Below are 20,474 nucleotides of genomic sequence, written 5' to 3'. Positions count from 1 at the left end.
TGGTGCGGGAAGGTGGACGACGACGGCGCGGAGCGCCTCAGTCGCGGGCCACGGGGACGGCGACGCCGTTGCCGCGCAGGCTCTCGCTCGCGGCCTCCAGGAGCGCGAGGACGCGCAGGCCGGAGCGGCCGTCGGTCAGCGCCGGGCGGCCCTCGGTGATCGCGGCGGCGAACTCGGCCATCATCGAGCGCAGCGCCTCGCGCTCCGGCAGCGCCGGGGCGACCATGTCGCCGATCCGGTAGGAGATCCGCGTCTGGTTGCGGACGTCGACCCCGAGGGTGCTCGGGTCGTTGGCCTCGACGCTGCGGTCGTAGACGGCCAGGCGCTGGGCGGGGTTGAGGTCGTCCCACACGACGGTGCGCTGCGAGCCGCCGATGATCGTCGTCCGGATCTTGGTCGGCGACAGCCAGTTGACGTGCACGTGGGCGATCGCGCCGTTGGACAGCTCGATCGAGAGGTGGGCGACGCACACCTGGCCGACGTCCAGCGGGTCGGAGCCGCGGGCCGCCACGCTCACCGGGTGGATGCCCTCCGGGAGGACGGAGTCCAGGATCGACAGGTCGTGCGGCGCGAGGTCCCAGATGACGTCGACGTCGGACTGCACGAGCCCGAGGTTGATGCGCACCGAGTCCAGGTACTGCAGGGTGCCCAGCTCGCCGCCGCGCAGCAGCTCGCGCAGGTGCGAGACGGCGGGCGTGTAGCAGTAGGTGTGGTCGAGCATGAGGACCACGCCGGCGTCCTCGGCGGCCTGCACGACCTTGGCGCCGTCGGCCCAGGTCGCGGCGAGCGGCTTCTCGACCAGCACGTGCTTGCCGGCGGCGATCGCGGCCAGGGCGATGTCCACGTGCGTGGCGGCCGGCGTCGCGATGGCGACGGCCTGCACGCGCGGGTCGGCGAGCACGGCGTCGAGGTCGCCGCTGACCTGGACGGTGCTGTACTGACCGAGCACCTCGCGGGCGCGGGCCTCGTTGAGGTCGCAGAGGTACTCCAGCCGCAGGCCCGGAGTGGCCTGCGCGTTGCGGACCAGGTTCGGCCCCCAGTAGCCGGCTCCGATGACAGCGATGCCGATCGGTGTGCTCACGGTGTTCTCCCCCAGGTCGACGCGCGGGTGCGCTCCGTCAGTCTGGGTCAGTCGCCACCGTGTGTGACCGGTTCAGCGGGATGCCGTAACCCGTTGGGGTACCGCTCGGAAGGGTCAGCCCGCCGCGGTGAACGCCCAGGTGAACGGGGCGAGCACGTTCCCGGACGCGTCCGTCGCGCCCCGCACCGTCACCCGGTACTGCTGCCCGGCGGTGAGCGGGGACGTCGGGGTCAGCCGGGCGGTGAGGGTCGCCGGGTCGTACGAGACGGCACCCGGGACGTTCCCTCCGTCGGCCTTGCGCAGCTCCAGCACGACGCCGGTCACCCGCTCGCTGAACGTCACGGCGGGCTGGCCGGCAGCCGTCGAAGTCACCGACGGGGCGACGGAGTCACGGTCGGCGCCGGCCGGGGCGGTGCTCACGACCACCACGTCGACCCAGAAGTCCGCCCCGGGCACGGCCGTGGCCGGGATCGTCCCCGCGGCACCGGTCGCGGCGGCGTGGCTGCCGGCCTCGAGGACGCCGGCGGTGCGCGGACCGGCCGGTGCATCGGACACCGCGTGCACCGCACCGCGCGGCACGGTGTAGCTCACGACGTACGCGACGCCCGGGGCCACGGCCAGCGGCTGGCCGAGACGGGCCTCCTGCCACCCCGCCGTGGGCGCGGCCGGCAGGCGCACCGTCGCCACCCGCTGCCCGTCGGCCCACAGCGACCCGACGCGCTCGTCGGCGGTGGTGGCCGGCGCGTACCAGCGCACCGCGGTGATCCAGCCCGCGCCGGTCGCCCGGAAGTGCAGCCCCAGCTCGGCCGCGGACCCCGCGGTCAGCAGGCGCTCCTCCGGAGCGGCGGCCGGGGCGTCCTGCGCACCGAAGAAGGAGGCGGGAACGGCGGCCGTGGTGGTCGTGGCCGTCGTGGGAGCCGTCGTGGGAGCCGGAGCCGGTGCCGTCGTGGGAGCCGGAGCCGGTGCCGTCGGTGCCGGGACGGCCGCCGCGGTCGCGGTCGGAGCGGCGGCGGTCGTCGCCGTGACCTTCGCAGCCGCGCCGGTCGTCGTCGTCAAGACGACGTCGACCCAGAAGTTGGCGCCCGCGGCGGCGGTGGCCGGAAGCCGGCCCGCCGTACCGGTGACCCCGTTCGCCGCCGTGCCCGAACCGTTGGCCGGAGCCGTCAGCGGGCCGCTGGTCCTCGCGGCGGTGAAGTAGCTCGCCGTCTGCGCCCAGCGCCCGCCGGGTGCGGTGTAGCTGACGACGTACTGGGTGTTCGCCGCGATCGTCACCGGCGCCGACAGCGTGGCGGTCTGCCAGCCCATCAGCGACTCGTTCTGGAAGGTCACCGTGGCCAGCCGCGTGCCCGCCGCGTTCCACAGCGAACCGGTGTGCGTGCCGGTGCCCCCGAGCGGCTTGTAGAACCGGAGGGCGGTGACCTGACCCTCGGTCGCCGACCGGAACTTCATCCCGACCTCGGTCGCCGACCGGCTCGACACCGCCAGCACGGGCGGGGTGTCGGCCGCGGTGAACAGGCTGCACGGGCAGTTCCAGGCGGTGGTGAACGACCACGTGTACGGCGAGGCCAGGGCGTTGCCCGCGAGGTCGGTCACCCCCGTGACGGTCATCGTGTGTGCGGTGCCGAACGCCAGCGCCGCGGACGGCGTGAACGTCACCGCGCGGTCACCGGCGGCGGCCAGGGTGCCCGCCACGGTGGCCGTGCCGGCCTTGAGCACGACCGACCCCGAGGTGGCGCGGATCGGCTCGCTGAACGTCACCGTCACCGGGCTCGACGGCGCGACGTCCGTGGCCCCGGCGGCCGGCGTCACCGAGGTGACCGTGGGCCGCACCGTGTCGGCGGTGGTGAACGTCGACGTGAACGGGGTGGCGAGCGCGTTGCCGGCCAGATCGGTCACCCCGGTCACGGTCAGCGTGTGCGCGGTGCCCGACGCCAGCGCCGCGGAGGGCGTGAACGTCACCGCGCGGTCACCGCTGGCGGCCACGGTGCCCGCCACGGGCGTCGTGCCGGCGGTCAGCACCACCGACCCCGACGTCGCGCGGACCGGCTCGCTGAACGACACCGTCACCGGAGCGGTCGCCGCCACGCCGGTGGCACCGGCGGCCGGCGACACCGAGGTCACCGTCGGCCGCACCGTGTCGGCGGTCGTGAACGACCAGGTGTACGGCGCCGCCGCGGCGTTGCCGGCCAGGTCGGTGAGGCCGTTGAGCGTGACGGTGTAGGTCGTGCCGCCCACGAGCGCGGCGGTCGGCTGCACCGTGACCGTGCGGTCGGCCGTGGTCACCGACGTCGCCACCGTGGTGGCGCCGGCGGTGAGGGTCGCCCGCACCAGGTCGGCACGGACCGGCTCGCTCACCGTCGCGGTGATCGGCGCCGCGACCGCGACACCGGTGCTGCCCGCCGTCGGCGTCACCGAGCTGACGGCCGGCGCGGTGACGTCCGCGGTCGTGAACGACCAGGTCGCCGGCGTCGCCGTCGTGTTGCCGGCGGGGTCGGTGCCCCGGGCGCTGACGGTGTAGGTGGCGCCGCCGTCGAGAGCGGCCCGGGGCTGCGCCGTGGCGGTGGTCCCGGCGGCGTCCAGCGTGACCGTCACCGGCACCGCACCGGACGGGCCCGTGACGGTGAGGTCGGCCGAGGAGATCCGCTCGCTGAACGTCGCGGTCACCGGCGCGGTCGGCGCCACCCCCGTCGCGTCCGCCGCCGGGGCGCTCGCCACGACCGACGGTGCGACCGTGTCGACCGGGGGTTCCGGCGTGGACAGCGTGGTGGTGAACACCGCGTCGACCCAGTAGTTGGTCGCCCCGTAGGAGTTCTGCGGGAAGGAGGAGGGACCCCCATAGGCGTACAGGCCGTTGCCCGCCACCGACGAGCTGGCCGGCGCCTCGAGGGGCGCGCTGCCGGCGCCCGTGCCGTCGAAGTAGCCGGCGTCGGCGGCGTAGTGCCCGTTCGGCGCGTGGTAGGAGACGACGTAGGTGCTGCCGGCCGTGACCGCCACCGGGGCGGCGAAGACCAGCTGCTGCCAGCCCTCCGCCGTCTCGTCGACGAACACCCCGCTCACCAGCCGCTGCCCGGTCGACGACCACAGCGTCCCCGTGTGGCTGCCGGTGTCGCCGGCGCCCTTGTAGAAGCGCATCCCGGTGATGAAGCCGTCGGACGCGGGGCGCAGCCGCATGCCCAGCTCCACCGCGCCCGGGTCGTCGGCGGCCGGCGTCGTGGGCCTCGCGGTGCCGAACACCGTGCACGGGCACGCGCCCGACTCGGCCCCCGCCGTCCGGAAGGACAGCGAGTAGGACGACGCCATGCGGTTGCCCGCGGCGTCCCGGGCCTCGGTGACCACCGCGGTCACCGACGCCCCCGCGGGCAGCGCGGAGCCCGGGGTGAAGACCACGGCCCGGTCACCCGCAGGAGCCAGCGCACCGGCGACGGCGGTGCCGCCGGCGCTGACCTGCACGCGGGCGGAGCCGGCCGCGATCGGCTCGTCGAAGTCGAACCGGATCGAGGTCCCGGTGTCGACCTCGGTGAAGCTCTGCCCCGGGGAGGTGCCGGTGACGGTCGGTCCGGTCACGTCCGCGGGCTCGGCCGTCACGAACACGGCGTCGACCCAGTAGTTGGTCGCCTCCCACGTGCCCTGCGGGAACGTGGACGGACCGCCGTAGGCGTACAGGCCGTTGCCGGCTCCGGACGAGCTCGCGGGCGCCTGCAGCGGCGTCGTGCCGGCGCCCTTGCCGTCGAAGAACCTCGCGTCGGCCGCGTAGCGCCCGTTCGGTGCGTGGTAGGAGACCACGTAGGACGTGCCCGCCGTCACCGCCACCGGCGAGGCGAACGTCAGCTGCTGCCAGCCCTGCGCCGTCTCGTCCACGAAGGTGCCGGTCGCCAGCCGCTGCCCCGAGGTGGTCCAGAGGGTGCCGGTGTGGGTGCCGGTGTTGCCGGTGCCCTTGTAGAAGCGCACGCCGGTGACGAAGCCGTCGGCGGCGGTCCGGAACCGCATGCCCAGCTCCACCGCGCCGGTGTCGGTCGACGCGGCCGTGCCGGGCGCGGCGGCGCCGAGCACCGTGCACGGGCAGCCGCCCGCCGCGGCGGTGGTGAAGCTCCAGCCGTGCGTGCCCGCCTGGACGTTGCCGGCCACATCGGTCGCACCGCTGAGCTCGGCCGTGTAGACCGCCCCCGGCCGCAGTGCCGCGGCCGGGGTGAAGGTGACGGTGCGGGTGGTGGCGTCGTAGGCCGTCGTCCCGGCGACGACGGTGGTGCCGTCGCGGACCACGAGGCGCGCGGAGGCGGCCGAGACGGGCTCGGACAGGACGGCGCGCACGGTCGCCGTCGTCGCGACTCCGGTGTCGCCGCTGCCGGGCGCCGTCGCCGTCACGGTGGGCGCGACGGTGTCGGCGGCGGGCACGTACACCACGTCTACCCAGTAGTTGGCGTTGCCCGGCTGGTCCGGGAAGGCCGAGGCCCCGTAGCGGTAGACGCCGTTGCCGCCGGAGGTGCCACCGGCCAGGGCCGTCAGGGGTCCGGTGGTGACGCCGTCGGCGAGGCCGGCGTGCGTGTAGGAGTAGTAGCCCGCGTCGGTGTGGTACGAGACGACGTAGGTCGTGCCGGCCGTCACCGGCACCGGCCGGTCGAAGCGGATCTGCTGCCAGCCGCTGCTGGTCTCCGCCGTGGCGGTGGCCCGGGCGAGCTCCTGGCCGGTGGCCGACCACAGCGTGCCCGTGTGGACGCCGGTGTTGCGCGGACCCTTGTAGAAGCGCACGCCGGTCACGGTGCCGTCGGCGGCCGCGGAGAAGCGCATGCCGAGCTCGAGCGCGGCGGCCTCCTCCACGCCCACGACGGCCGGGACGGCGGTGTCGTCCCAGATGCTGCAGGGGCACACGCCCGGGACCGCCGGTGCGCCCATCGTGGTGAACGACCAGGACAGCGGCGTGGCGAGGCTGTTCCCGGACAGGTCCTGCGCGCCGCCGAAGGTCGCGGTGTACCGGGTACCGGCCGCGAGCTCCTGGGCCGGGGTGAAGGTGGCGGTCCGGGTGGCTGCGTCGTAACGCACCGCACCGGCGACCGGCCCGCCCCCGGGTGCGGTGACGGTGCCGGTGATGCTCTCCGGCCGCACCGGCTCGTCGAACACGGCGCTCGGGGTCGCCGTCCGGGGCACGCTGGTGCTGTCGGGGAGCGGCCCGCCGACGGTGGCGACCGGTGGGCGCGCGTCCGCCGGGGCGCCGGTGGTGAACACGACGTCGACCCAGTAGTTGGTCGCACCCCAGGTGTCGGCCGGGAAGCCGGCCGAGCCGCTGCGGTAGACCCCGTTGGGGCCGCCGTCGCCGTTGCGCAGGGCCTGCAGGGGCTCGTTGACGACCGCCGCGCCGGCGAAGAAGCCGGCGTCGGCCACGTAGGCGCCCGTGGGCGAGTGGTAGGACACCACGTACGGCGTCCCCGCGGCGATCGCGACCGGCACGGGGAAGGTCAGGGTCTGCCAGCCCGACGCCGTCTCCGAGGTGAAGGTGCCGGTGGCCAGCTGCCGGCCGTCGGTCGACCAGAGGGACCCGGTGTGCGTGCCGGTGTCACCGGCGCCCTTGTAGAAGCGGACACCGGTGACGTAGCCACCGACCGAGGACTGGAAACGCGTGCCGAGCTCGAGCGGCGCGGCGTCGCGCACCGGCGCGGCCACGGGCTTGGCCGACGCCGGCCAGATGGAGCACGGGCAGGAACGCTGGCCGACGGTGGAGTCGAAGCCGACGGGCTCGGACAGGCGGGCGCTGTCGTCGACGGCGCGGACCCGGACCTCGAGCGGTCCCGAGGCGGTGGGCGTGTACGTGTAGCTCCAGTCGGCGCGGCCCTGGGCGGGGTGCCAGGTCTTCCCGCCGTTCACCGTCACCTCGACGCCGGCCACGATGCCGCCGCCGTCGGTGGCGGTGCCGGAAATCGTCACCGGCGAGCCGACCACGGCCTTGGGGTCCTTCGGCGAGGTGATGGTCACCGTCGGCGGCGTGGTGTCGGTGCTGGGCGATGCCGCGACCAGGCCCGACCGCAGGGTGCCCGGCTGGATGCCCATGTCGGCGAACAGGTTGACCGTGGCCTGCTGCATGGCGGTGCTCTCGACCTGCAGCCCGCCGGTGTGCGTGTCGTCGAGGCCCCACGACCACTGCACGGTCCCCGCGCCGAAGACCAGCGCGCCGCTGGCTGCGCGGTAGAGCGTGAGCGAGTGCGTCGCCTCGCCCGGGGCGTAGTTCACGCCGTAGTCGTCCTGGAGGACGTCGGGCTCGGCCACCTGGACCGTCGTCAGCGACAGCTTGGCCAGGCCGGCGGGCCGAAAGCCGTTGTCGACGTCGGAGTCCCACTCGTAGCCGAGGGTGCCGTCACCGAAGGTGTAGGTCTCGCCGGCCTCCAGGTCGGCGACCGCGGTGTTGCGCCACAGCCGTGCGGCGCTGAACTCGGCGGGGACGGCGATCGCGTCACGCCGCCGGCCGTACTCGCCGTTGACCTTGAACTGCTGGCCGATGAGGGAGTTCTCCGGCTCGACGCCGGCCGGTCCGAACCGGGGGTCCCGCCACGTGCCGGTCCACTCGCCGGAGGGGTCGGTACGGGCGCCGTCCAGGCTCTCCTTGTAGCTGACCAGACTGCGGTAGGCCTGCCCGGACCCGTCGATCGAGGGCTCCCAGCGGACCCGCCACCACATCTCGTTGCCGCTGAAGAACGCCAGGTCGACGCCCGCGTCGCGAGCCTTGGTGACGTTGGCCCGCTGCGCTCCGGACCAGTACTCGTCGTGCCCGACGGACAGGAAGGAGCCGTGGTTGGTCAGGAGGTGGCCGAGCCGGTCGGTGTCGACCCCGGCCTGGTAGGAGACGTCGTACCCGTTGGACTCCAGGAACCGGATCATCGGGTACTCGGCGTACATGAGCTTGGCGGTGGTCGCGTTGACCTCGAGGGGGCGGTTGTAGCTGACCTTGTGGGCCCGCCCGGCGCCCCCGGGGCCGTTGCCGTAGTAGAGGTTGGCCCCGCCCCACGCGTTGTAGGCGGCCCACGTGGTGTCCGACGTCTGGAACAGCACGTCGGAGCGGCTGTCGTCGTCGCGGACGACGAAGGTGATCTGGTTCGTGGCGTCGCGGTCCTCGCGGCGCAGGTTGGCCACGTACACACCGGAGACCGCGGTGGTGGGCACGGACCAGCTCGCCGAGACCGCCCAGTTGCCGCAGTCGACCATGCCGGAGGTGGCGTCGCGCCGGCACTCGGGCTGCGCCTGCGGCAGCTGCGCGGTGGGCGCCAGCGTGGTGACGAAGCGGCCACCGGTGCCGCCGTACCAACCCAGCCGGTAGATGTCGATGGCGTACTTCGTCGAGTCGGTGCGGACCTTGAAGTCCACCCGGCCGCCGAGGTCGGTGCTGATGTCGGTGGTGAAGCCCTCGATGCTCGTGTCCAGCGACACCTCCCACGCCGTCGTCCCCGGGCGGGTGTTCTCGCACGCCACCGGGTTCTCGACCGGCGCGGCGCACGGGTCGACCGCGGCCTGGGCCGGGGCGGCCGGCAGCACCGCGAGGCCACCCGCGGGGAGGGCGGCGACGACGAGGACCAGCAGGGCGCGCTGCAGGCGCGACGCGACGGTCCGGCGGGGGGTGGGGTGCACGGTGGCTCGCAGACGGTGGTCAGGACGGCGCATCAGTACGCGCCGCGGGCTCGGAGGACCGCGGATCCGGTCTTCCACAAGATCATCAGGTCCAGCAGGAGGGACCAGTTCTCGACGTAGCGGAGGTCCAGGCGGACCGACTCCTCCCACGTCAGGTCGCTGCGGCCGGACACCTGCCACAGTCCGGTGAGGCCCGGCTTGACCAGCAGCCGCCGGCGGACCGAGTCGTCGTAGAGGGCGACCTCGTCCGGGAGCGGCGGGCGCGGGCCCACCAGCGACATCTGGCCGCCCAGCACGTTGAGCAGCTGCGGGAGCTCGTCGAGGGAGAACCGGCGGAGGATCCGGCCGACGCGCGTGACGCGGGGGTCGGCGGCGATCTTGAACAGCAGGCCGTCGGCGTTCTCGTTCAGCGCGAGGAGGGCGGCCCGCTGCTGCTCGGCGTCCACGACCATCGTGCGGAACTTGAGCATGCTGAACTCGCGACCGTCCCGGCCGATGCGGACCTGCCGGAACAGCACCGGGCCGTCGCTGTCCAGCCGGACCGCCAGGGCGATCGCCAGCAGGACCGGGGCCATGGCGAGCAGCGCCAGGCCGGCACCGAGGCGGTCGACGACCTCCTTGACCAGGCGCTTGGAGCCGGTGAACTCCGGCTCCTCGACGTGCAGGAGCGGCAGCCCGACGAACGGGCGCATGTGCATGCGGGGACCGGCGACCTCCATCAGGCCGGGCGCCACCAGCAGCTCGACGCCGCTCCCCTCGAGGTCCCAGGACAGGCGGCGGAGGTAGGCCGCGGCCGTCTCGCTGGAGCTCGTGACGGCGACGGCGTCGACGCCGAGCGAGCGCACGCTCCGGCTCACGTGCGAGAGGTCGCCGACCACCGCGATGCCCTCGGCCCGCAGCAGGTGGGCGTCGTCGGGGTTCGGCACGCACGCCGCGAGGATCTCCATGCCGTAGTGCGGGTCCTGGCGCACCTGGCGGACGAGCTCGAGCACGGAGCGCTCCCGGCCCACGGCGATGACCGTGCGCATGCACCGTCCCTGCAGGCGCACGGCGTGGAGCCGGCGGCGCAGGCCGTAGCGGCCGAGCGCGCTGAGCACGACCGCGCCGGGGATGGCGAGGACCACCAGACCCCGGGCGACCTCGGCGTCGAGGGCGTAGGAGAAGAAGGCGACGACCGCCATGACGACCAGGCCGGCCTGCGGCAGGCTGCGGAACTCCTCGCTGCCGGCCCCCAGCGTGCCCCGCTCGTACCCGCCGGCGAGGTGGACCACCACGACCCAGCCCAGGGGGAAGAGCAGCAGGACTCCGGCCACCGCCACGGCGGGGGCGACGTCGGCAGGACGGAGGAGGTGGGTGGCGCCCAGGGCGAGCAGCATCGCGACGAGGTCGGTGAGGACCGCCGAGGCGGCGTAGCGCTGCATCCAGCGGTCCCGCGGCCGAGGAGCCGCGTCGGCGTCCGCGCGGACGGCGCGGGCACCCGGTGCCTCCGGCGCCAGCACGGATCGGTCGCGCTGGACGGGAAGCAGGTCCGCCGCCGGCGCCTGCGCGACGGCCGGTACGTCGGCTGTCCATCGATCCACGGTGCTCACTGGTCCCCCAACCACTGGCGTCACACTGCGTCACGCGCGGCCGTGGCGGCAGGAGGGGTCCGGACAGCGTCCTGGTGACGCTTCGTCGAACTGTTCCCCCTGCGCCGACGACGCTGCGTGGCGATTGGCGTCAAGACCATCAAGTACCGGAGCCCGCGGCAACGGTCTGTGACGAACAGCCCCTGAAGGGGTGAGAAAAATCGTGACTCTGCGACTACGGTCTGTGATTGACTTGGCCGGCTGGAGCCGGGATCGCGAACGGGGGCCGCACCTCGCGGCACGACCCCCGTCTGGCGCGGGTCCGGTCAGACGCCGACCGGCACTCCGCTCCAGTTGCGGTCCTCGATGCGCGCGAGCATCTCCTCCGGCGACTGCGGTCGCGACCGGAACCAGGCCACGAGCTCCGCGATCCCCTCCTCGAAGCCCACGCGGGTCCGGAACCCGGTCAGCCCGTGCATGACGGTGGAGTCGACGAGGAGCCGCCGGACGTCGCCGGGGCGGGGCTCCAGGTGCTGGGCGACCAGCTCCGAGGCGCCGGCGTACCGGGCGACCAGCCGGCAGAGCTCGTTGATGGTGATCTCCGAGCCCGAGCCGAGGTTGACGGTCTGCCCCACCGCGGCGTCGGACTCGCCGAGCATCGCGAGGCCCGCGACGGTGTCGGTCACGTGGGTGAAGTCGCGCGTCTGCTCGCCGTCGCCGAACACCAGGGGCGCCAGCCCGCTGAGCACCCGGACGATGGTGCGCGGGATGACCTCGCCGCTGTCGCCCTCGAAGTGGCTGCGCGGTCCGTAGGTGTTGAACGGCCGGGCCACCACCGTCGGCATGCCGTGGGTGCGGAACATGGCGCGCGCGTAGGCCTCGCCGGCGAGCTTGCTGCCGCCGTAGACGGTCTCCGGCCACGTGGGGTGCCGCTCGTCCATCGGGGCGTACTGCGCGGTGCCGAACACCTCGCTGGTGCTCACGTGCACGAACCGGGAGGTGCGCGCCGCCCGTGCCCGCTCGAGCAGCAGCAGGGTGCCCTCGGCGTTGACGCGGTGGTTCTCGAACGGGTCGTGCAGGCTGTGCCGGACACCCAGGCAGGCGAGGTGGAAGACCACGTCCACGCCGTCCAGGGACCGGTCGACGGTGTCCTCGTCGCAGATGTCACCGACCTCGACCGCGAGGCGGGCGTCGTCGGACACCCCGTCGAGGTTCTCCAGGGTGCCGTTGCGCAGGTTGTCGAGCACCCGCACGTGAGCAGCCCCCCGGCGGAGCAGCAGCTCCTCGACGAGGTGGCTGCCGATGAACCCGGCTCCGCCGGTGACGAGCACGCGTGCGCCGTCCAGTGTGGTCATGGTCATTCCCTTCGGGTCAGCACCCAGCATGGAGCAGGCGCGGGGTGCACCAGAAGGAATTGCCGGACCGTCTAACCCTCAGGAATGACGACCGACGGCGATGCCGCGTCGGGGATGAGCAGCGTGGGCGCCCCGCCGTCGACCGGCGACGACCAGACGTCGAAGTCCACCGAGGACGACACCCCGCGCCCGACCGCGTACAGGACGGTGTCGTCGTCCAGCCAGGCCACCTGGTCGTCCACGAGCCGCCCCTCGCCGAGGGGGACGGCGGGCCGCCCGTCGAGGTCGCCCTCGGCCAGCCCCGCGGCGACGAAGTGCTCGTTGCGGGACTCCGGGTCGACCTCCTTGTAGACGACGGTCCGGCCGTCCGGCGAGACCGACGGGCACCCGCCCTCGGTCCCCACGACCTCCATCGTCCGGGTGCCGACGTCGCCCTTCACCAGGAAGATCCGGTCGCCCGTGCCCAGCGTCGCGTAGAAGCCCGGGCCGTCACCGATGAAGCTGACCCCCCAGTAGTTGCGGTCGACGGCGGTGATCTCCTCGCCGTCGCGCACCGTCGTCCACGTCTCCAGGTTGCCCAGCGAGGTGCGCGTGGTGAGGTCGGTGATCAGCGTCTCGGTGGAGAACTGCGCGTCGGTGTAGGCGTGCCCGCTGACGAAGACCGTCGAGGCACCCCAGCTCCCGCCGGCCGAGACGCGGGCCCGGCTGGGCACGCCGCCCACCTCCGCGGCGCCGACCTCCCGCAGCTGCTCGTCGAGGAAGACGGCCCGGTAGGTCGTCAGCATGCCGGTCACCTGCTGCAGGCAGAGGGCTCCGGACGGCGTGGCCGAGATCCGGTCGCAGGCGACGTCGACGATGGCGCGGGGGCCGGTCGGGTCGTCCAGCGGGATGAGCGCCACCTTGCCGAACGAGGGTCCGGGCGCGGTGTTGCGCACGACGAGGTGCGGCACCTCCAGCACGTCCTCGACCTGCAGCCGCGACGTCGCCGCCTCCCGGTCCGCGGCGGCTTCGGCGGCCGCGGCGTCCCGTGAGCGCTGCACCAGCAGGTAGGTCGCGAGTGCGGTCAGGCACAGCAGCACGACGACGCCGAACGCGAGCGTCCGGCGGGTCGGGGACGCGGGGGCGGGATCAGGCATCGAGGGGCTCCCTCGTCGAGGACGGATCGACGGTGCGCAGCAGAATCCAGGCCACCGGCAGCGCGACCAGCAGGGCCAGGGCGAACGCGACCAGGGCCCGGTGCTGGTCCCACGCGGTCCAGAGCAGGCCGAAGAGCACGGCGGAGAACAGCCGGCCGGCGGCCACCGCGGTCTGCGCGAGGGCGATGCCGGAGCCGCGCAGGTTCGGGGCGGTGAGGCCGGCCGCGATGGCAGCGAGGACACCGTCGGTGGCCGCGTAGTAGATCCCCAGACCGCCCAGCACCGCGGCGACCAGGACGGCACCGCCCACCAGGCTCGTGTCGACGAGGAGCAGCACGTAGGTCACCAGCAGCGCGACATGGCCGCCGAGCAGGACCGGGATGCGGCCGATCCGGTCGGACAGCCGGCCCAGCGGGACCGCGAGCACCAGGTAGACCGCTGCCGTGCCCACGAACAGGAGCGGGAAGTACGTGGCCTCGACCGCGCCCCGGTCGCGGAGCAGCAGGTAGACGAAGCCGTCGCTGACGGTCAGCAGGCCCAGGACCAGGCTGACCAGCGTGACCCTGCGCATCCGGGCGTCGGCGAGGAGCCCGCGCAGGGACCGCAGCCGGACCGGCGCCTCGCCGGACCGCGGCACCCGGGGACGCTCCCCGACGAAGGCCCACAGCACCGCGCAGCCGAGGACGGCGAAGGCGAAGCTGGTCACGAAGACGCTCTGGTAGTCGCCGGGGAGGTAGAGCAGCAGGGCGAACGCGAGCAGCGGCCCCGCCAGGGCACCCGCGGTGTCCATCGCGCGGTGCACGCCGAACGCCCGGCCGAGGAGGGCGGGCGGCACGGAGTCGGAGATCAGGGCGTCGCGCGGAGCCGTGCGCAACCCCTTGCCCGTGCGGTCGACGGCGAGCACCGCCGCCAGGCCACCGGGGCCCGTCGCGGCGAGGAGGCCGAGCTTGGAGACGGCGGACAGGCCGTAGCCGACCTGCGCGGTGGCCTTGGGGCGGTCGAACCGGTCGGCGGCGTACCCGCCGAGCAGCCGCACCAGCACCGACACGCCCTGGTAGAGACCGTCGAGGAAGCCGAAGGCCAGCGGCGAGAGGCCGATGGCCAGCGTGAGGTACACCGGGAGCACCGCGGCCACCATCTCCGAGGAGACGTCGGTGAGCAGGCTGACCGTGCCCAGGGCGAGCACGGTCCCACCGACGCGCTGCGCCGGGGCGGTGCCGACCGGGCCGGCGGGCAGGTCGCGGACGGAGGTGTACACCGCGCGTTCCCCCTGGGCTCGTCATCCGTCGCCGACGGGCTGGTCGGCTAACAGATGGTATGCGCCCGCTCACGCAGCGTCTGTCATTGCACACCCCAAGGGGGCAGGCAGCTCAGCTCCGGGGGTGGACCTCGTTCTGCGCGGCCTCCAGGCCACGCGCCAGGAGCAGCTCGGTGGCGTCGGCCGCCTCGACCAGCAGCAGGTCCAGCTCCTTGCGCTCGGTCGAGGAGAAGTCCTTGAGGACGAAGTCGGCGGGGTCCTGGCGGCCCGGGGGGCGGCCGATCCCCACCCGCACGCGCAGGTAGTCCTTCGACCCCGTCGAGCGGGTGATCGAGCGCAGCCCGTTGTGCCCGCCCTCGCCGCCACCCCGCTTGAGCCGCACCACGGAGAAGTCGAGGTCGAGCTCGTCGTGCACGACGACGAGGTCGGTGACGGGCAGCTTGTGGTAGTCCAGCAGCGCCCGCACCGGGCCACCCGACTCGTTCATGTAGGTCAGCGGGCGTGCCAGCACCACCCGGCGGCCGGCCAGCCGCCCCTCGCCGCTGACCGCGCGCGAGCGGGCGCCCTTGCCCGGCGAGAGCCGGACGCCGGCCCGCTCGGCGAGCACGTCGAGCACCATCGCGCCGACGTTGTGCCGGTTGCCGGCGTACCCGGGCCCGGGGTTGCCGAGGCCGACGACGAGGAAGGGGCCCTCGCCCGGAGAGGACGCCGCGGGGGCGCCGGCGGTGCCGGCGCCCCCGCGGGTCGTGCTGTCGGTCAGCGGATGCCTCAGTCGTCCGAGGAGTTCTCGGCCGCGTCCATCGACTCGCCGCTGCCCTGGTCCTGCGGCTCCGGGACGACGTCGCCGTCGGCGTCGGACTCCTCGCGCTCGATGCCGGCCTCGGCCTCGGCGGCCTCCAGCTCGGCCTCGAGGGCCGCCGCACTCGGCGCGGCCATCAGGTTGACGACCAGCGCCTCGGGGTCGGTCAGCAGCGTGGCGCCCGAGGGCAGGGCCAGCTCGCCGGCGGTGACGCCCTGGCCGGCGCCGCGGCCGGTGACGTCGACCTCGATCGACTCGGGGATCGCGGTGGCCGCGACCTCGACCGACACGGTGTTCAGCTCGATGCTCACCAGGGTGTCGACGTCGGTCTCGCCCGTGGTGAGGACCGGGACGTCGACGGTGACCTTCTCGCCACGGCGGACGATGACGAGGTCGACGTGCTCGTGCACGCGCTTGATCGGGTCACGCTGCACGGCCTTGGTGAGGGCCAGCTGCTCCTTGCCGTCCAGCACGACGGTCAGCAGGGCGTTGGACCCGCCGTTGCGCAGCGCGGCGGCGAACTCGCGGGCGGGCAGCGACAGGTGGACGACGTCCTGGCCGTGCCCGTAGAGGACGGCGGGGACGCGGCCGGCCCGGCGGGTCCGGCGAGCGCTGCCCTTGCCGAACTCGGTGCGGATCTCGGCCTCGAGGCGGAAGTCAGCCACGGTGGTGTGCTCCTAGCGAAGAGGGTCTGCGTGCGTGCCGGCGACCGGTCGCAGCGCACCCTGGGGGCACACGCACGTCGATCACGGAGCGGTCGGACCACTCCCTCGCCGGGCAACGGACCCCAGGCTACCGCAGGTGCGCGAGCACCTGGCGGGCGCACTCGTCGACGCTGCGGCCGCGCGTCTCGACGGTCACCTCGGCGTCGACCGGGACCTCGTACGGGTCGCTGATCCCGGTGAACGACGGGATCTCCCCGCGCCGGGCCCGAGCGTAGAGGCCCTTGCGGTCGCGCTGCTCGCAGTCGGCCAGCGACGTCGCGACGTGCACCAGCACGAAGCTCCCCGGTCCGGCCTGGGCCTCCACCTCGCCGCGCACGGTCTCCCGGACCGAGGCGTACGGCGCGATGGGCGCGCACACCGCGATGCCGCCGTGCTTGGCGATCCGCGCGGCGACCCAGCCGATCCGCTCCACGTTCGTGTCCCGGTCCGCGCGGGAGAAGCCCAGCCCGGCCGACAGGTGGTTGCGGACCTCGTCGCCGTCCAGGAGCGTGACCCCGCGCCCCTCCTCGACGAGGAGCTCGACCACGCGGGCGGCGATCGTGGACTTGCCCGCCCCCGACAGGCCGGTGAAGAACAGGACGGCGCCGCCCCGGTGGCCAGCGGGCTGAGCATCCACCCGGGTGCCCAGCAGCGTCGCACCGTAGGCCTCGGCCACGACCGGCCAGCTCACCTCGGGGGCCGCCGCGGTGACCGGCACGAAGACCAGCTCCACCTCGCGACCGCCCGCGCGGACCGCCGTCCACTCGGCCGCGGCCGCCGACAGCGCCGCCGAGTCGGCCGACGTGCCGGCCGCGGGGACCAGTGCGAGCACGTGCGCGGGCAGCTCCGACGGGTCGGCGGGCGGCGACCCGACCCACGCCGTCCGCGCCTCCTGCCGGGTCACGGCGGACGGCGGGCGCCAGCGCGGCACCTCGACGACGACCAGCCGGCCCTGCTCGCGGACCGCCACCAGCACGCCCTGCGCGTCCTCGTAGGCGTCCGCCGGCGGCAGCTCGGGGGCCGCGTTCCCCAGGCCGAAGGACCAGCGGGCGAGGGCCGCCACCTGGGCGTCGCCCAGCCGGAATCGGGTCTCGGGCACGGACGGGGGTGCGGGGCTCAGCTGGCGCCGTCGAACAGCGAGGTCACCGAGCCGTCCTCGAAGACCTCCTTGATCGCGCGGGCGAGCAGGGGGGCGATCGACAGCACGGTCAGCTTGCCGAACTGGCGCTCGGGCGCGATGGGCAGCGTGTTGGTCACGATGACCTCGCTGACCTTGCTGTTCTGCAGCCGCTCGGCGGCCGGGCCGGACAGCACGCCGTGCGTGGCGGTGACGATCACGTCGGCCGCACCGGCGTCGAAGAGGGTCTCGGCCGCCTTCACGATCGTGCCGCCGGTGTCGATCATGTCGTCGACCAGGATGCAGACCCGGCCCTCGACCTCGCCGACGACGCGGTTGGCGACCACCTCGTTGGCGACCAGCGGGTCACGGGTCTTGTGGATGAAGGCCAGCGGGGTGCCGCCGAGCTTGTCGCTCCAGCGCTCGGAGACCCGCACCCGGCCGGAGTCCGGCGACACGACGGTGATGTCGCGGTCGCCCCAGCGCTCCTGGACGTGGTTGACCAGCAGCTCGAGGGCGAAGAGGTGGTCGACCGGGCCGTCGAAGAAGCCCTGGATCTGGGCGGTGTGCAGGTCGACGGTCATCAGCCGGTCGGCGCCGGCGGTCTTGAACAGGTCGGCGACCAGGCGGGCGGAGATCGGCTCGCGGCCGCGGTGCTTCTTGTCCTGCCGGGCGTAGGGGAAGAACGGGGCGACGACGGTGATCCGCTTGGCCGAGGCGCGCTTGAGCGCGTCGACCATGATCAGCTGCTCCATGAGCCAGGTGTTGATCGGCGCGCTGTGGCTCTGCACCACGAAGGCGTCGCAGCCGCGCACCGACTCCTCGAACCGCACGAACAGCTCGCCGTTGGCGAACTCGTAGGACGCGGTCGGGGTGGGCGTGACCCCCAGGTGCCCGGCGATCTCGTCGGCCAGCTCGGGGTAGGCCCGGCCGGAGAAGAGCATCAGGCTCTTGTTGGTGGTCTGCCGGATCGCGCTCATGGCTTCGCTGTCCCTAGCTGTCGTGGTCCGCCCCGATGTTCTTCGGTGCGTTGGTCCCGGAGCCCTCCGCCCGGCCGTCGGCCGCTGCTGCGGCCTCCGCGGCGGGGCTCCCCGGCCGTCGGCGGCGCACCCAGCCTGCCACATTCCGCTGGGGCGCCCGTGCGACGCCGATCGCACCCGGGGGGACGTCGGAGGTGATCACCGAGCCCGCGGCGGTGTACGCGCCGTCCCCCACGGTGACCGGCGCCACGAGCATCGTGTCCGAGCCGATCCGCGCGTGGTCGCCCACCGTCGTGCGGTGCTTGGCCACGCCGTCGTAGTTGACGAAGACCGTGGCGGCACCGATGTTGGCGCCCCGGCCGATGGTCGCGTCGCCGACGTAGGACAGGTGCGGCACCTTGGACCCCTCGCCCACCTCGGCGTTCTTGGTCTCCACGAACGCCCCGGCCTTGCTGCCGCGGCCCAGCCGGGTGCCCGGCCGGAGGTAGCTGAACGGGCCGACCGTGGCCTCCGGCCCGATCACCGCGCCGAGGCAGTGCGAGCGGACCACGCTCGCGCCGTCGTCGACGACGCAGTCGACGAGGGTGGTGTCCGGCCCGACCACCGCGCCCGAGCCGATCGTCGTCGTCCCCCGGAGCTGGGTGCCCGGCTCGAGGACGGTGTCGTTGCCCACTGCGACGGTGACGTCGACCCAGGTGGTCTGCGGGTCCACCACGGTCACCCCGGCGCGCATGAGGTCGTCCAGCACGCGGTCGTTGAGCGTGCGCCGCCGCTCGGCGAGCTCGCGGCGGTCGTTGCAGCCCAGGACGTCGTCCGGGTCCTCGGCGCGCACCGCGGCGGTGGGCGCCCCACCCTCGACCAGCGGCGCGAGCGCGTCGGTGAGGTACTGCTCCCCCTGCGCGTTCGACGTCCCGAGCCCGGCCAGCACGCGCCGCAGCGTGCCGGCGTTCGCGACGTAGACGCCGGCGTTGACCTCGCGGATGGCGCGCTGCTCGTCGGTGGCGTCCCGCTCCTCGACGATGGCGCGGGGCGCACCCTGCTCGTCGCGGACGATGCGGCCCAGCCCGGTGGGGTCCTCGACCTCGGCGGTGAGCACGGTGAAGACGCTGCCCGCCGCGTCGTGCGCCGCGACGAGCGCCTCGAGCGTGCCGGTGGTGAGCAGCGGCGAGTCGCCGTTGAGGACGAGGACCGGGCCCTCGAGGTCGGGGACTGCGGCCAGCGCCACCTCGGCCGCGTGCCCGGAGCCCAGCTGCTGCTCCTGCACGACCGCCACCGCGGCGGGGGCGATCTCGGCGAGGTGCGCCTCCACCTGGTCGCGGCCGGAGCCGACGACGACGACGGTCGTGCCGGCGCCCAGCGGTGCAGCGGCGGCGAGCACGTGGCCCACCAGGCTGCGCCCGCCGAGGGTGTGCAACACCTTCGGCGTCGACGAGCGCATGCGGGTGCCCTGACCGGCGGCGAGGACGACGACCCCGGCGACGGCCGGCTGCCCGGCGGGGCGGGACACGGGCGGAACCTGGCTGGCCACGGATCTCCTCGGACGGTGACGGCGAGACAGCTGGGGGACTCGGACTCGAACCGAGACTGCACGGCTCCAAAGGCCGGCGGGCTGCCGATTACCCCATCCCCCACCCGCGGCGCCGGCGGGCGGCGTCGCGGAGGTGCCCGCGCGGGACCGGCACCCGGTGCGAGCCTAAGGGCCCGGCGGCGCGCGGGGACACCACCGGGGACCGCGTCGGGGCGCCCTCCCTGCTCCCGTCCGGGTGAGCGGAGCCGCTTACGGTCCCGTAGGTTGTGGCCACGTAGCCCGGAGCACGACGGTCCAGACCGCGCCCGGAGCGCACTCGCAGACATCCCAGGAGTTCATTTGTCCGCTCCCGCACTCACCCGGCCCACGGCTCCTCCCCGCGCCGAGCCCTACGCCGGGTTGCCGGCCAACGCCATCGGCCGGCGCAAGAGCACCCTCGAGATCGTCACGCTCTACGTGATCGTGCTGGTGCCCTTCGTCGCCCTGGCCGCCGTCCTGCCCGCGGTGTGGGGCTGGGGCATCTCGTGGCTCGACATCGGCCTGGCGGTCGGCTTCTACTACTTCTCCCTCCTGGGCATCACCGTCGGCTACCACCGGCACTTCACGCACGCCTCCTTCAAGAGCCGGCGTCCGCTGCGGCTGGGCCTGGCGGTCGCCGGGTCGATGGCGATCCAGGGCCCGGTCAACCAGTGGGTCGCCGACCACCGCCGGCACCACGCCTTCGCCGACCGCGCGGGCGACCCGCACTCCCCGTGGCGCTACGGCACCGACCTGCGCTCGCTGCTCAAGGGCATGTTCCACGCCCACCTGGGCTGGCTGTTCGACCGCCGCAAGACCAACCAGCAGCGCTACGCCCCCGACCTGCTCAAGGACGGCGGCCTGGTGTTCATCAGCCGCACGTTCGTGGTGTGGGCCTTCCTCAGCCTGGCGCTGCCCGCCGTCCTCGGCGGGCTGATCACCGGCAGCTGGGCCGGTGCGTGGTCGGCGTTCTTCTGGGCCGGGCTGGTGCGCGTCGCGCTGCTGCACCACGTCACCTGGTCGATCAACTCGGTGTGCCACGTGGTGGGCAACCGCCCGTTCCAGTCCCGCGACCGCGCCACCAACTTCTGGCCGCTGGCGATCCTCAGCGGCGGCGAGTCCTGGCACAACCTGCACCACGCCGACCCGACGTGCGCCCGCCACGGCGTGCTGCGCGGCCAGATCGACATCAGCGCCCGCGTGATCTGGGTGTTCGAGAAGCTGGGCCTGGCCTCGAACGTGAAGTGGCCCGACCCGGTGCGTCTGGCTGCCAAGCGCCGCGTCGAGGCCCCGGCCGCGTCCTGAGCGAGCACCCCGCACCC

General features: G+C 74.1%; 12 protein-coding genes and 1 tRNA gene. 1 reads left to right on the top strand and 12 read right to left on the bottom strand.

Annotated features, from left to right (window positions below; all coding sequences use genetic code 11):
- Positions 1 to 37: 37 nt before the first annotated feature.
- The 12 genes from DQ239_RS09900 to DQ239_RS09845 all read right to left on the bottom strand — a co-directional run bounded on the left by DQ239_RS09900 (position 38) and on the right by DQ239_RS09845 (position 19,237).
- Positions 38 to 1,081, bottom strand: coding sequence for a Gfo/Idh/MocA family oxidoreductase (locus tag DQ239_RS09900; protein ID WP_113834234.1), 1,044 nt, complete (start codon positions 1,079 to 1,081; stop codon positions 38 to 40).
- A gap of 114 nt (positions 1,082 to 1,195) precedes the next feature.
- Positions 1,196 to 8,689: a DUF4082 domain-containing protein gene (locus DQ239_RS09895; protein ID WP_199582837.1), complete on the bottom strand. Its 7,494-nt coding sequence runs from the start codon at positions 8,687 to 8,689 to the stop codon at positions 1,196 to 1,198.
- Positions 8,690 to 8,721: 32 nt separating this feature from the next.
- Positions 8,722 to 10,269 carry a sugar transferase gene (locus DQ239_RS09890; RefSeq protein WP_233489023.1) on the bottom strand — a complete coding sequence of 516 codons (1,548 nt, stop codon included), beginning with the start codon at positions 10,267 to 10,269 and terminating at the stop codon, positions 8,722 to 8,724.
- A gap of 314 nt (positions 10,270 to 10,583) precedes the next feature.
- Entirely contained in the window at positions 10,584 to 11,612 is a 1,029-nt protein-coding gene (locus DQ239_RS09885; protein WP_113834330.1) for a GDP-mannose 4,6-dehydratase, read from the bottom strand.
- A 71-nt stretch (positions 11,613 to 11,683) separates the two neighbouring features.
- Entirely contained in the window at positions 11,684 to 12,748 is a 1,065-nt protein-coding gene (locus DQ239_RS09880) for a hypothetical protein (protein ID WP_113834232.1), read from the bottom strand.
- Positions 12,741 to 14,006 (bottom strand): MFS transporter, encoded by a 1,266-nt coding sequence (locus tag DQ239_RS09875; protein ID WP_199582835.1) that lies wholly within the window; start codon positions 14,004 to 14,006, stop codon positions 12,741 to 12,743. Before DQ239_RS09875 ends, DQ239_RS09880 begins: the two co-directional genes overlap by 8 nt.
- 112 nt (positions 14,007 to 14,118) lie before the next feature.
- Positions 14,119 to 14,766 (bottom strand): aminoacyl-tRNA hydrolase, encoded by a 648-nt coding sequence (pth, locus tag DQ239_RS09870; RefSeq protein WP_113834231.1) that lies wholly within the window; start codon positions 14,764 to 14,766, stop codon positions 14,119 to 14,121.
- A gap of 8 nt (positions 14,767 to 14,774) precedes the next feature.
- Positions 14,775 to 15,470: a 50S ribosomal protein L25/general stress protein Ctc gene (locus DQ239_RS09865; RefSeq protein WP_113834230.1), complete on the bottom strand. Its 696-nt coding sequence runs from the start codon at positions 15,468 to 15,470 to the stop codon at positions 14,775 to 14,777.
- A gap of 127 nt (positions 15,471 to 15,597) precedes the next feature.
- On the bottom strand, positions 15,598 to 16,608 hold the full coding sequence (cysC, locus tag DQ239_RS20890) for an adenylyl-sulfate kinase (RefSeq protein WP_233489022.1): 1,011 nt from the start codon (positions 16,606 to 16,608) through the stop codon (positions 15,598 to 15,600).
- A 17-nt stretch (positions 16,609 to 16,625) separates the two neighbouring features.
- Positions 16,626 to 17,606: a ribose-phosphate diphosphokinase gene (locus tag DQ239_RS09855; RefSeq protein WP_113834229.1), complete on the bottom strand. Its 981-nt coding sequence runs from the start codon at positions 17,604 to 17,606 to the stop codon at positions 16,626 to 16,628.
- Positions 17,607 to 17,619: 13 nt separating this feature from the next.
- The gene (gene glmU, locus DQ239_RS09850) at positions 17,620 to 19,113 is read right to left on the bottom strand and encodes a bifunctional UDP-N-acetylglucosamine diphosphorylase/glucosamine-1-phosphate N-acetyltransferase GlmU (RefSeq protein WP_233489020.1); all 1,494 of its coding nucleotides are present in this window, start codon (positions 19,111 to 19,113) and stop codon (positions 17,620 to 17,622) included.
- 51 nt (positions 19,114 to 19,164) lie between these two features.
- Positions 19,165 to 19,237, bottom strand: a tRNA-Gln gene (locus tag DQ239_RS09845).
- Positions 19,238 to 19,473: 236 nt separating this feature from the next.
- Between DQ239_RS09845 and DQ239_RS09840 the strand changes: the two genes are divergently transcribed.
- Positions 19,474 to 20,457 (top strand): acyl-CoA desaturase, encoded by a 984-nt coding sequence (locus DQ239_RS09840; RefSeq protein WP_113834228.1) that lies wholly within the window; start codon positions 19,474 to 19,476, stop codon positions 20,455 to 20,457.
- Positions 20,458 to 20,474: the final 17 nt, after the last annotated feature.

The sequence above is a fragment of the Blastococcus sp. TF02-09 genome (genome assembly GCF_003319105.1).
Taxonomy (GTDB): domain Bacteria; phylum Actinomycetota; class Actinomycetes; order Mycobacteriales; family Geodermatophilaceae; genus Blastococcus.
This window is presented reverse-complemented; position numbering and strand designations above follow the sequence as displayed.